Here is a 12,915-nt window from a genome sequence, read left to right as displayed (position 1 = left end):
GCCTGATGGTACAGCCATCAGGCAAGTAATCACCCCAAAGTTGAGATTTCTTCTAGTGAAACCAGGCGGGTTTCAATACCAAAACAAAACAGGATCAGCGCACATACCACCAGCATGATACCCAGGACGATAAACACGGTAACAGAGTCATATTGAGTCAATAATACGGCAACGCCATAGGGTGTAAAGACGGCGACAATTCGACCCACAGCATTGACAAAACCTGAACCACGTAATCTGAGATGCGTTGGCCACAGTTCCGGGACATATACCGCAGAGGCAAAACAGACATACATATATAAAAAGAAAATCATGACCAGACCACAGCTTAAAATCGCCCACTCCTGCGTTTGAATCGAATAAAAATAGCCCAAAAGTGCAATAATAATTAACAGCAACGAACCAAAGAGACGTCGCGGAAAGCGGTCGATAATCAATGCCGCAATAAAAATACCTACCGGTGCGCCAATCATAATAATCGCAGTCATCAAAATGGACTTCGTCACAGCAATACCCGAGTTAACAAAAATAGTCGGGATCCATACGGTAATGGTATACAGTGAGATATTCATCGCAATCAATACCGTAATAGCCACCAGTGTCCGACGCAGCATCTGTCCTTTGAATAACAGCCAGAATGACCCGTCTACGGTGCGGAGTTCGCTCTTTCTCTTCGGTATTGGACACAATGGTAATGTGATTTGCTTTTCTGTTTCTACCTGCAACTCAACATCGAATAAATGCTTCTCCGCCATGTCCTGCTGACCTTTACCTGCCAGCCACCGGGGAGACTCAATAAAGTATTTTCCAGAAATGTACCAGGCCAGCAGCATTCCCACGCCTCCGACTAAAAACATCGCTCGCCAGCTTAAGTATGAGATAACAACCACACCAACCGCCGCCGACAGCATCGGCGACCAGTTGCCAACAAAAGACAGACGCGCAGACCATTTTCCGCGCACCACCGGCGGAATAAACTCAGTGAATGAGGCATAGCCCACCATAATCAGCGCCCCCATGCCGGTTCCCATCAGGCCTCGAAAGAAGATCAACCAGTACATGTTGGGAACAAAAGATGCGGCGATTGCAGAAATGCCAACAATCAGTAGATTGATACGAAATGCTTTACGGCGACCAAAATAATCACCGATAAATCCACCACTCAGCGATCCGATGAAATAACCAAACATCAGCGCAGACGTAAACGCTGCATTGAGATAATTATTTGACCAACCGTTACTAACCAACTTTGCCAGTACCACGTTACCGGAATAACTAAGAAACCCGGTCAGTAATAAACCAAAACTTATGATACCAAAAATACGAAAATGAAATCGCGAGAAAGGTAAGCGATCTAGTCTTGCACCGATATATTCATATTGTTCCATCTGGATGCCTCAAATGCAGCAAAATATAAAATAATAAATTATGGCAACGCGCGGCAGAGTTAACTTTGCCGCATTTACCATCATCATTTTATTGGGCATTATCCGGATGCAAACTAAAACGCTATCGATATCACAATCCCGTTATTAGTATACGAGCTGGATATTATTTTCCTTGCAAAAGGAAATCCATTCTGCACCCGGTGCTTTATCTGTTATTATGTAATTAATATGACTAAGATCTACCAACTGAACAAATGCTTTACGATCGAATTTTGAGTGGTCAACCAACAGTGCTACTTCAGCAGCCTGACGAATCATGGTTTTCTTGATCTCTGCTTCAGCTTCGTTTGAATCAAGCGCACCGTTGGCGATATCCAGTCCTTTACAACTCATCACCATGATATCAACGTGATATCGGCTGATGATCTCTTTGGTAATACGCCCCTGTAGTGACAGCGTATTTTTGTTTAATTCTCCCCCCGTCGAAACGACATTAATCTCAGACTGTGCCAGTTCATGAAAGGCTTCCGCCGAGTTGGTTAATAATGTGAGGTCATTACGTTCCTTCAGAAGCTTTAATAACTCCATTGCAGTACTGCTGGAGTCAGCCGCCATAGTGGTCTTATTTTTAATAAACGGCAGTGCGTTGCGAGCGACCTTCTGCTTTTCTTCATAGAATGATTTAGCTCGCTTGTAAAAATGAATGTTATCAGACAGCGCGGCGGTATTTAGTACCGCACCACCATACGTACGGGTCAGAAAACCTTCATCTTCAAGCTTTTCAAGATCGCGGCGAATCGTTTCTTCTGTAACCTGAAAAATAGCGCTCAGATTAGATACCGTTACTTTCTTGTCGTTGGCTACCCTTTGCTTGATAGCCTGAATTCTGTCTTTTGCCGCCACGATTACACCTCTGTTTCCTTCAACATCATGATAAGTTACCAGTATCTCACAGGCTATGTTTATTTTCAAAACAACATGTCTGAATCACAGATTTTATGGTCTTTTACACAGAAACAGAGGCGTTTTCTATTTACCTATTTATTATTCAATGCTTCTGCCATTTCTCGCATCAATAAAGAATCCGCGTCGGTTAACGCGATCGTCAGGGCGTCGACGTTTTCACGAACCTGCTCTGGCGCCGTCGCTCCGCTTAACAGGGTGATTAAATCACTTTGCTTTAAAATCCACGCCAGCGCCAGCGCCGGGATTGTGCAGCGGTATTTAGCACACAGCGGTTGCCAGCGTTCTAGCATGTCAATCACGCGCAGCATATTTTCGCGCTGGAACCAGACTTTGTTAGCCCGCGCGCCGCCGGGAACATAATCCCGTGTGATAGTTCCGGTCAGCAGCCCCTGTTCCAGCGGGGAATAGACCTGAACCACAATGCCGTGCCGCTGACAGAGCGGCAGCAGCTCAGTTTCCAGCGCCCGGTCGAGGATGCTGTACTTAGCCTGCACGATATCCAGCTCGCCGTGTTTTACGTACTCCCGAATATGCTCAGCATCCACGTTCGCCGCGCCGATAGAACGGATTTTCCCTTCTTTCTTGAGCGCGTTGAGCGTATCGACCGTTCCCGCAATCGGTGTAAAACAAGGCTCTACCGACTGCCAGTGGGTCATATAAATATCAATGCTGTCGATACCGAGCCGTTGCAGGCTGGCGTCCACCTCCTCACGAATTGACTCGGGCGTGAGATTTTTATACAGCTGGCGTTCGCCCACTTTATTGAACAGGCTACCTTCCCGCTCCCAGACAATGCCGCATTTGGTTTCGACAACAATCTCGTTGCGCGGCAGTTTTTTCAGCGCCTGACCCACAATCTTCTCGCTATTACCGAAGTTGTAGCCCGGTGCGGTATCAATCAGATTAATGCCGCAACGATGCGCTTCGATAATGGTGTCGATGCAAACCTGCAAATCAAGATCGCCGTTCCATGCCGGGCCGCCACCGATGGCCCAGGTGCCCAGTCCCATGCGGGAAAGCGTAATATCCGTACTGCCTAAAGGAATCATTTTCATCTGCCGCTATTACCCTTCGTATTCGTCGAGAAGTTGGTCAACCAGTTTTCTGTTTTTCACGCCCGTCGTAGCGCCCACGCTGAGTACCGATATCGCTGCCGTCGCGTTAGCAAACAGCGCACAGTCGCGTAGCGGTTTGCCTTCAAGCAGCGCAGAGATAAACCCCGAAGCGAAATTATCGCCCGCACCGATGGTGTCGATAGCGGTAATTCCCGAAACCGCAGGTACCGCCATTTTCATATCAGCACGCTTGATAAAGCAGCCTTTCTTACCGGTTTTAATCACTACCGTTTTCACACCGCAGTGCAGAAAACTGTCTGCTATCTCATCCAGCGTCTCTTTCCCGGTTAGCAGTTTCGCCTCGTCGACATTGGGAAACAGATAATCGACATAGCTCAGCGCTTCGCGAATATCGTCCAGCGTTTCATTAAGCCGCGGCTTAATCATGTCGGCACAAATGATCAACTGATGCTTTTTGGCCTGAATAAATATCTCCGTTAACGCTTTGCCGTCCAACAAGGGGCTATTAAAGATGCTTGCCAGCGATAGCAGCTTTGCCTGCGAGAAACGGTCAAAATCGACATCGTTTATATTCAGTTTCCACAGGCTGCCGTTGCGGTTAGTGACAAAGGTGCGTTCACCATCGGCGGTCACTAAGCCCACGTTAATAGAAGTATCAATATCCGCGTCCTGTTTCAGACTCTGGATATCAATATTCTCGCGTCGACAGTGGTCGAGAATAAAATTCCCGGCGGCATCATTACCTACCCGACTGATTAACGCGGTGCGATGACCGAGGCGAGAAATAATCGTCGCTTCATTAATCGCATCTCCCCCGGTGGTCATGGCAATACGTTCTAACGGATAAGAGTCTACATCAAAGATATTTTTACTTACCGGCTGCAAGGGAATATCAACAATGGCCGCCCCTATACAAATAACCTCGATTCTATCCATATTGTCATTCCGCTTTACCGTCTGAACCAAACAATTTGATTTTCTCCAGCGCGCGCTCTTTAACTGCCTTGCGTACTTCACGCTCGACGTGCAGGAACGGCTGGTCCTGGTTTTCTTGCACCGCGACCATCGCGGCCTGACACAGTTCAGTGTGGATATTGATTTTCGAAATACCTAATGAAATGGCTTTCTTAATATCCGCATCACTGATGCCGGAAGCACCATGCAGCACCAGCGGAACGGATACCGCATGGCGCACGCGTTTAACCACGTCAAAGTTCAGTTTCGGTTCGGAGGTGTAGACGCCGTGCTGGTTACCAATCGCTACCGCCAGCGAGTCACAGCCGGTGCGCTCGACAAACTCAGCCGCCTGGCTTGGGTCAGTGTAGTGATAGCCGGCCAGCGCTTCTTCGTAGACCGTTTCATTACCCACGTGCCCCAACTCGGCTTCCACCGGAATACCCAGCGGATGGAAGAAATCGACCGCCTCTTTGGTCAGGCGAATATTTTCCTCGAAATCAAAAGCGGAAGCATCACGCATCAGCGAGTTCATGCCGTGGGTCCAGGCGTTATGGATAATCTCCATACTGCGCCCGTGATCCCAGTGGGTAATCACCGGCACCGCCGCCTTTTTCGCCATGGAAACCATCATATGCGAAAAATCTTCAAACGAGGTATTACCGACAAACCCGGTGCCGAATGAGATAATGACCGGCGATTTTGCCTCTTCCGCCGCATCAATTACCCCCATTAACATTTCCGCATTCCACACGTTAAAGTGAGCGATAGCGTAATGTTTATCCTGAGCATCATTTTCCCAATATTTAATATCTGCTAGCATGGTTATTTCTCCCTTTTCAATTAATTAATGATTAATTTTAATAACGCCTTTAATAATGTCGCGTTTGTTATTAACGGATTCATCAAACGCGCGCTGCACATCTTCATAATCGTAAATATGCGTCACCATCGACTTCACATCGAAACGACCAGAGGAGATAGCCTCAATGGTGACCGGATAGCGGTTGGCATAGCGGAAAACGGTCTGAATCGAGACTTCACGGTTAATTTTGAGGAAATTAATTGCCGAATCACCGGACACCGTGCCGACGATCATGATTTTGCCGCCGCGCATCACCAGATACGGGGCCTGCTTGACGGTGATCGCCGAGCCTGCGGTTTCAAAAACAATGTCGGCCCCCATATCGCCAGAGAACTGCTGGCAGCGGACAACCGTGTCCTCTTTAGCTCCGTTGATGACGGTCGTCGCCCCAAGCTGCTCGGCCATAGCCAGGCGTTTTTCCAGCACATCAACGACGGCAATATCGGTTGCGCCCAGGCATTTACAGGCTTGCAGAGTCATTAAGCCGATACAGCCTGCCCCCAGAATGACGATTTTCTTACCCGGTTTAACATCTGCCAGCATCGCAGCGTGCATCCCCACTGCCGCAGGCTCTACCAGCGCCCCTTCCAGGGTGTCCATATTGTCGGGCAGCTTGTAGGTGAAGCTCTCCGGATGGCACAGATAGTGGGTTAGCGCACCACGATAGTTTGGCTGGGTGGCCATAAAATCGACGTCCGGGCAGATGTTGTATTTCCCTTCCAGACAATAACGACAGTGACCGCACGGCACGCCAGGCTCGATATTGACCCGGTCGCCGGGTTTGAATTTGGATACGCGGTTCCCTACCGCCACCACGGTACCTGCACATTCGTGCCCGAGACCGATTTCCTGATTCGGATCTTTCGGCGGAATAAAAGGGCCCGATTCAAAACCGTGAACATCTGAGCCGCAAATACCGACGTATTCAATTTTAATCAGCACTTCATGCTCTTTCGGTACCGGCATATCGGCGGTAATAATTTTCATCGTGCCGGGTGTTTTTAATATTGCTTTTGAATTTTGCATTTTCTTTCCCATCAATATTATTTGCTGGTCGCGGCATCAATACCGAGACTTTCGACAGAGACGCCTTTGGTTTCAATTCCGATAGTAGCAATGGCGATGGCGACAATAATGGATACCGCCCCCAGCAGCACAAATACCCCCGTCACACCGTAACCGTTAAGCAGTACGGCTACCGCGTAAGGTGCGGCGATACCGCTGATGCGCCCTACCGCATTTGCCAGTCCGGAGCCACGCAGTTTTGCTTCGGTCGGCCATATTTCCGGAACATACACCGCCGAAGCGTAGCAAACATACATATACACAAAGGTAATCAGGAAGAAGCCAATTAACGTAATTAGCAGCATGCTGGTTTGCAGTGAGTAGATATATCCCAGCACAGCGATTAAAACTAATAACCCCACACCCATGGTCTTTCTGGGAATTTTATCCATCACCAGCATGGCGATAAATATTCCAAACGGCGCACCGAACATACTCATGGTATTTAAAACAATGGAATCTTTTAGGTTAATACCCTGAGTCATAAATATCGTCGGTAGCCAGTTAATTAAGGTGTACTGCACGACATTCATGGCAATCAGAACGAAGGAACCTAAAATAACGCGCTTGAGTAATACGCCGGTTAATAGAGCCGAATATGGGACAGAGCGTGGGGGCTTACCGTCATCTTCTATCACCACCGGCGGCAGCGGTTTACCCGTCTGCTGAACCACGCCCTCCTCAATGGCCCGCATCACCTTTTCAGCCTCCTGATAGCGCCCACGAGACTCCAGCCAGCGAGGCGACTCGGGGAACCAGCGCCAGGCAATAGCGGTTGCAATCAGCGACAGCACCGCCGGGATCAGCAGTTGCACGCGCCAGTTCCATTCAGCACTGATTAACGGCGTCAGCCCCATTGCAATCAGCGAGCACAGCGGATAAGACCAGTTACCGATAAACGAGACCCTACTGGACCAGGTACCGCGATTTCTGCCAGGCATATATTCGGTGAACCCGGCAAATAAGGTCACCAGAAGCGCGCCAAATCCCACCCCCATGACAAAACGGCAGGCGATCAGGAAGGCCATATTTGGCGAAAACGCCCCCACGACCATGGCAATAATATGAATCGTTTCATACAGGATAAAGGCATTTTTGCGCCCGGTTTTATCCCCGATAATTCCCCCGGCAAGCGCGCCAAGAAACATGCCCGCCGTGGTAATTGCAGAAAACGTGGCGGTAGTGGAATTATCGGTCCAGCCCAGTTCTTTTAACTGTGCGAGAATTAATCCGCCGACGGCATTGCTCCAGCACACCAGTAATCCAAAGGCGACCATGGCAAACATCGATGAATGCCAGCGACAGTCAGGCAGCCTGTCCAACCTGGCGCCGCAGTGCGGTTTTGTTATTTTTTCCATGCGATAACGTTCCTTTAATAAATAGGTTATTCATCAAAGTCGTAAGTCATGATCACTTTAATCGCGGTTTTATCGACCATAGCGTCAAACCCTTCGCGCCATTGTGAGAGGCCAATACGGTGAGTGATCATCGGTTTAACTTTGATCGCGCCGCTGGCCAGCAGGCGAATCGCGTTGCGCCAGGACGTGGAGTCATAGGCCATATGACCGATGATGCTTTTGTTCCACGCCGTGATGTCATTGATGGAGAAATCGAGCGGTTTAAAGCCCATACCCACGCGGACGACTTCACCGTTTGGACGCAGCATTTCGATCGATTGTTTGAGGGCGATATTGGCACCGGAGCATTCGATGACCAGCCCCAGATTGTCTTTCCCGCAGATTTCCTGGCAGCGCGTGACCACATCTTCGGTCGAACCGTTGACTACCGCCGTCGCACCCAATTCTTTGGCGATTGGGAAACGCACCGCAACGTCCTCCTCCAGCCCGACCATCACGATATTGACGGCCCCCATAATGCGCGCCATCTGGACCGAGAAGAGGCCTAATGGACCGGTACCGAAGACCACCACATCCTGACCGGGAAGGAATTTTGATTGCTGAGCGATAGATTTATAAGCGTTGCAGATAGGGTCCAGCACCGCAGCTTCTTCATAATCAACACCCTGCGGGATTTCCCACAGCGCGTGACGGTGAATTTTGAGGATCTCACCCGGTACCAGACAGTATTTTGAAAATCCACCGCCCCAGGTATTGTTATCCAGACCCAAATTCACTTTTTCTGTACAACACAGAAAATCACCTTGTTCACAGGCCGGACAAACGCCGCAGACGTGCCCACTATTGTCAGAAACCACCCGCTGGCCAACTTTCCAGTCCTTGACCTTTTCCCCTACCTGCACAATATTGCCGGCAAATTCGTGACCGCGAACGGAGTTGAACTGATCGGAACCGCTGTCGACGTTGTAGTGTTTCATATCCGCACCGCAGATAACCGCCGCTTTGATTTCAATCACTACGTCATCCGGACCACATACTGGTTCCGGCACGTCAATCATCTTATAGCCGCCAAAGGCCTTACCAAATCTTGCCAGTGCTTTCATTGCATCTTCCTTTGTGTTTAGTTTTGCATCAGTGGCACCAATACTTAACCACGCCATCTTCAAGGTCAACATAAAATCTTTAAAACAAAGATAATGATCTGTATTTCACAACTCAGATCACAAATAGAAGTGAACATATCCCAAATTTCAAAGGACCATGGAAGCCGCTTCGCTAAACATGGCGTGAACCCCTTCGCATTTTTCCTTTTTGTAAACTGCTAGCCTGCGAGAGCTGTTTTTTTCGCCACGCCATTATCGTGGCGTGTTTGCTTGTTTAAATGTCAAAGAGGAACACCGATGAAACTTTTGCCTTTGCTGGCAGCATTACCCCTGCTCTGCGCGAGCGTTGTGTCCGCTAATACCCTGATGTCTGTCGGTTACTTTAACGGCGGTGGCGATGTTACTGCCGGTCCCGGTGGCGATATTGATAAACTGGACGTCCGCCAGATTACCCATCTCAATTACTCCTTTGGTCTGGTCTACAACAACGAAAAAGACGAAACCAATGACGCATTAAAAGATGCCAGCAAGCTGCATCAGATTTGGCTGTCGCCAAAAGTACAGGCTGATTTGCAGAAGATCCCCACATTGCGTAAGCAAAACCCTAACCTGAAAGTGCTGCTTTCTGTGGGTGGCTGGGGGGCGCGCGGATTCTCAGGTGCGGCGGCAACCAAAGAAACGCGAGCAGTGTTTATTCGGTCCGTACAGGAGATTGTGAAGAAATACGGCCTGGATGGTATCGATCTCGACTGGGAGTACCCGGTAAACGGTGCATGGGGACTGGTCGATAGCCAACCCGCCGATCGGGATAACTTTACCTCGCTACTGAAAGAACTGCGTAGCGCAATGGGCCAGCAAAAACTGGTCACCATTGCCGTGGGCGCAAACGCGGATAGCCCGAAAAGCTGGGTGGACATGAAGGCGATAGCCCCGTCGCTCGATTACATCAATCTGATGACCTATGACATGGCTTACGGCACTCAGTACTTCAACGCCAATCTCTATGATTCAACACAATGGCCAACGGTGGCGGCGGCAGATAAATACAGCGCCGATTTTGTGGTTAGTAACTATCTTGCCGCAGGATTAAAACCGAGCCAGATGAACCTGGGAATTGGTTTCTATGGCCGGGTGCCTAAACGCGCCGTCGAGCCAGGGATTGACTGGAGCAAACCCGATGCGCAGAAAAATCCGGTCACCCAGCCCTACTTCAGCGCCCAGCAAATTGAACTGTTCAAATCACTGGGCGTGGATCTGACCAAAGATACCTATGTGAAATACAACGACATTGTGGCGAAGCTCATCAACGATCCGCAAAAACGCTTTACCCAGCACTGGGATGATGAAGCAAAAGTGCCATGGCTGTCGGTGCAGTCGGCCGACGGCAAAGCGCTGTTTGCCCTTTCTTACGAGAACCCACGATCGGTGGCAATCAAAGCAGACTACATCAAGAGCAAGGGGCTGGGCGGGGCCATGTTCTGGGAGTATGGCGCGGACGATAAAAACCAACTGGCTAAGCAGTTGGCTGAGTCGTTAGGGATTAAACACTGATCCCCACGTCATGCACAATAGGTTATGATTATCGCCATCTGCTGCGCCTGACGTTGGCGCAGCTTTTCATATTCTACAGGAGCACGAGGTTTTATGGCTTTTATCCCTAAAAATTACGCCCGTCTGGAAGTCGGATACCGGGAAAAGGCGCTTAAACTGTTCCCCTGGGTCTGCGGGCGCTGTTCGCGCGAGTTCGTGTATTCCAACCTGCGCGAGCTGACGGTACACCATATCGATCATGACCATTCCAATAACCCGGAAGATGGCAGTAACTGGGAGATGTTATGCCTGTATTGCCACGATCATGAGCACTCGAAATACACCGAAGTGGATCAGTATGGTTCTACCGTGGTAGCGGGCGAAGATGCGCAGAAAGACGTCGGCGAGGCGAAATACAACCCGTTTGCCGACCTTAAGGCGATGATGAACAAGAAGTAAGACTTTGCAGGTCCGTTACGGTAAGCCGTGCCGGACCTGCGAATTCATGTTGTTTCCGCAATCAGGATTTGAACGTCGCAATCGGCTCAGGCGTTATCCCAAATTCAACTTTCAGCTGCTGCTTACTCTTCATGACCATCTCACCGTTGGTGTCGATAGTCATATGCTGCGCATCGATATTGTTACGCGCCTGCCATAGCATCACCAGTTGCATGCTGTTCTCTTTTTGTTCTGCCGTCAGCGCGACGCCATCCGGCCATTTTCCCAGCTCAACGGCCGTCGATAAGCGCTGATAAACTTCCGGCGTCATGCTGTTAATCATCTCATCAAGATTCATCTTAAACCCATTCCCGTAGAATAATTTGCTGAATCGTTTCTTCAGCCTTTAATCTGCTCACCGTTTTCATCGTCAGTAAAGTTCAAAGACGCTGAGTTGACGCAGTAGCGTTCACCGGTAGGTTTTGGACCATCCGGGAAGACATGTCCCAGATGCGCATCACAGTTGCCGCAACGAATTTCAATGCGCTGCATGCCGTGTGACGTATCCTTAATGTAACGAATCGCCTCTTCACTGACAGGCTCGTAAAAGCTAGGCCAGCCGCAGCCAGAATCGTATTTTGTATCAGAACGAAACAGCGGTTTGTCACAGATCAGGCAGAGGTAAACACCGTCCCGCTTGTTATGCAGCAAACGCCCGGTAAATGGCGGTTCTGTCCCATGATTTTGTGTCACGTAGAACTGCATTTCGGATAAATTTTTCTTTAGGTCTTCTGGAGAAGGTTGATTAGCCATTTGCTCACATCTCGCTTTATCTAAACTCACATTGCGAGACAGATTCTAACAAAACATTAACACCGCAGGGCGAACTTTTGTTCTAAACTTGATCATTGCGAAATGGCAGCCTATAAATCGTGATAGCAATCACGTTTTTATCTTGATTGCCCTTTAAAATTCGGGCCGCCGCCCCCATGTGGTTTCAAGCCCAAAGGAAGAGTGAGGCGAGTCAGTTGCGCAAAGCTTAGGCAGCAGATTGATTTGTCGCAATGATTGACACGATTCCGCTTGACGCTGCGTAAGGTTTTTGTAATTTTACAGGCAACCTTTTATTCACTAACAAATAGCTGGTGGAATATATGACTATCAAAGTAGGTATCAACGGTTTTGGCCGTATCGGTCGCATTGTTTTCCGTGCTGCTCAAGAACGTTCTGACATCGAGATCGTTGCAATCAACGACCTGTTAGACGCTGACTACATGGCTTACATGCTGAAATATGACTCCACTCACGGCCGTTTCAACGGTACCGTTGAAGTGAAAGACGGTCATCTGATCGTAAACGGTAAAAAAATCCGTGTTACCGCTGAACGTGATCCGGCTAACCTGAAATGGGACGAAGTTGGTGTTGACGTAGTTGCTGAAGCTACTGGCCTGTTCCTGACAGACGAAACCGCTCGTAAGCACATCACTGCTGGCGCGAAAAAAGTGGTTCTGACTGGCCCGTCCAAAGACAACACTCCGATGTTTGTTAAAGGCGCTAACTTTGACAAATACGAAGGTCAGGACATCGTTTCTAACGCTTCCTGCACCACTAACTGCCTGGCTCCGCTGGCTAAAGTTATCAACGACAACTTCGGTATTATCGAAGGTCTGATGACTACCGTTCACGCGACCACCGCGACTCAGAAAACCGTTGATGGCCCGTCTCACAAAGACTGGCGCGGCGGTCGTGGCGCAGCACAGAACATCATCCCGTCCTCTACCGGTGCTGCTAAAGCAGTAGGTAAAGTACTGCCAGAACTGAATGGCAAACTGACTGGTATGGCGTTCCGCGTTCCTACTCCGAACGTATCCGTTGTTGACCTGACCGTTCGTCTGGAAAAAGCTGCTTCTTACGAAGAAATTAAGAAAGCAATCAAAGCTGCTTCCGAAGGCCCGATGAAAGGCGTTCTGGGTTACACCGAAGACGACGTTGTATCTACCGATTTCAACGGTGAAGTTTGCACTTCCGTGTTCGATGCTAAAGCAGGTATCGCACTGAACGACAACTTCGTGAAACTGGTATCCTGGTACGACAACGAAACCGGCTACTCAAACAAAGTTCTGGATCTGATTGCTCACATCTCCAAATAAGTTGAGATGAAAATCTGATCCA

The 12,915-nt window shown here is 49.1% G+C and carries 13 protein-coding genes; 3 read left to right on the top strand and 10 right to left on the bottom strand.

The genetic code is table 11. The annotated features are described in order from the left end of the window. Nucleotides 1-29: 29 nt before the first annotated feature. The 8 genes from FDX22_RS03970 to FDX22_RS03935 all read right to left on the bottom strand — a co-directional run bounded on the left by FDX22_RS03970 (nucleotide 30) and on the right by FDX22_RS03935 (nucleotide 8,775). Nucleotides 30-1,388 (bottom strand): MFS transporter, encoded by a 1,359-nt coding sequence (locus FDX22_RS03970; protein WP_137399336.1) that lies wholly within the window; start codon nucleotides 1,386-1,388, stop codon nucleotides 30-32. Between the two features lie 144 nt (nucleotides 1,389-1,532). Continuing rightward, nucleotides 1,533-2,291: a DeoR/GlpR family DNA-binding transcription regulator gene (locus tag FDX22_RS03965; protein ID WP_096757301.1), complete on the bottom strand. Its 759-nt coding sequence runs from the start codon at nucleotides 2,289-2,291 to the stop codon at nucleotides 1,533-1,535. A gap of 134 nt (nucleotides 2,292-2,425) precedes the next feature. Beyond that, complete coding sequence (locus FDX22_RS03960) at nucleotides 2,426-3,409, bottom strand: aldo/keto reductase (protein WP_146716740.1); 984 nt, start codon at nucleotides 3,407-3,409, stop codon at nucleotides 2,426-2,428. A gap of 9 nt (nucleotides 3,410-3,418) precedes the next feature. After that, complete coding sequence (locus tag FDX22_RS03955; protein WP_146716739.1) at nucleotides 3,419-4,366, bottom strand: sugar kinase; 948 nt, start codon at nucleotides 4,364-4,366, stop codon at nucleotides 3,419-3,421. 4 nt (nucleotides 4,367-4,370) lie between these two features. Continuing rightward, on the bottom strand, nucleotides 4,371-5,207 hold the full coding sequence (locus FDX22_RS03950; RefSeq protein ID WP_146716738.1) for a ketose-bisphosphate aldolase: 837 nt from the start codon (nucleotides 5,205-5,207) through the stop codon (nucleotides 4,371-4,373). A 24-nt stretch (nucleotides 5,208-5,231) separates the two neighbouring features. Beyond that, nucleotides 5,232-6,275 carry an NAD(P)-dependent alcohol dehydrogenase gene (locus tag FDX22_RS03945; RefSeq protein WP_137399338.1) on the bottom strand — a complete coding sequence of 348 codons (1,044 nt, stop codon included), beginning with the start codon at nucleotides 6,273-6,275 and terminating at the stop codon, nucleotides 5,232-5,234. 17 nt (nucleotides 6,276-6,292) lie between these two features. After that, nucleotides 6,293-7,672, bottom strand: coding sequence for an MFS transporter (locus tag FDX22_RS03940; RefSeq protein ID WP_146716737.1), 1,380 nt, complete (start codon nucleotides 7,670-7,672; stop codon nucleotides 6,293-6,295). Nucleotides 7,673-7,698: 26 nt separating this feature from the next. Continuing rightward, entirely contained in the window at nucleotides 7,699-8,775 is a 1,077-nt protein-coding gene (locus FDX22_RS03935) for a zinc-binding dehydrogenase (RefSeq protein ID WP_146716736.1), read from the bottom strand. Nucleotides 8,776-9,072: 297 nt separating this feature from the next. Here FDX22_RS03935 and FDX22_RS03930 point away from each other — a divergent pair, with 297 nt between their 5' ends. Together FDX22_RS03930 and yajD are read left to right on the top strand one after the other, a co-directional pair. Beyond that, nucleotides 9,073-10,326 carry a glycoside hydrolase family 18 protein gene (locus tag FDX22_RS03930; protein WP_146716735.1) on the top strand — a complete coding sequence of 418 codons (1,254 nt, stop codon included), beginning with the start codon at nucleotides 9,073-9,075 and terminating at the stop codon, nucleotides 10,324-10,326. Nucleotides 10,327-10,419: 93 nt separating this feature from the next. Further along, nucleotides 10,420-10,764: an HNH nuclease YajD gene (yajD, locus tag FDX22_RS03925; RefSeq protein ID WP_003030690.1), complete on the top strand. Its 345-nt coding sequence runs from the start codon at nucleotides 10,420-10,422 to the stop codon at nucleotides 10,762-10,764. 61 nt (nucleotides 10,765-10,825) lie between these two features. Here yajD and FDX22_RS03920 read toward each other — a convergent pair whose 3' ends face one another. Next, entirely contained in the window at nucleotides 10,826-11,101 is a 276-nt protein-coding gene (locus FDX22_RS03920; RefSeq protein WP_115258693.1) for a YeaC family protein, read from the bottom strand. Nucleotides 11,102-11,142: 41 nt separating this feature from the next. Next, the gene (msrB, locus tag FDX22_RS03915; RefSeq protein WP_186805278.1) at nucleotides 11,143-11,556 is read right to left on the bottom strand and encodes a peptide-methionine (R)-S-oxide reductase MsrB; all 414 of its coding nucleotides are present in this window, start codon (nucleotides 11,554-11,556) and stop codon (nucleotides 11,143-11,145) included. A gap of 341 nt (nucleotides 11,557-11,897) precedes the next feature. On the opposite strand from msrB, the gene gapA reads away from it, so the two are divergent. Next, a complete protein-coding gene (gene gapA, locus FDX22_RS03910) occupies nucleotides 11,898-12,893 on the top strand; it encodes a glyceraldehyde-3-phosphate dehydrogenase (protein ID WP_096757311.1) in 996 nt (331 codons plus the stop codon). Nucleotides 12,894-12,915: the final 22 nt, after the last annotated feature.

Origin of the sequence: Citrobacter sp. TBCS-14 (genome assembly GCF_005280805.1) — a bacterium.
Lineage (GTDB): Bacteria > Pseudomonadota > Gammaproteobacteria > Enterobacterales > Enterobacteriaceae > Citrobacter > Citrobacter gillenii.
This window is presented reverse-complemented; position numbering and strand designations above follow the sequence as displayed.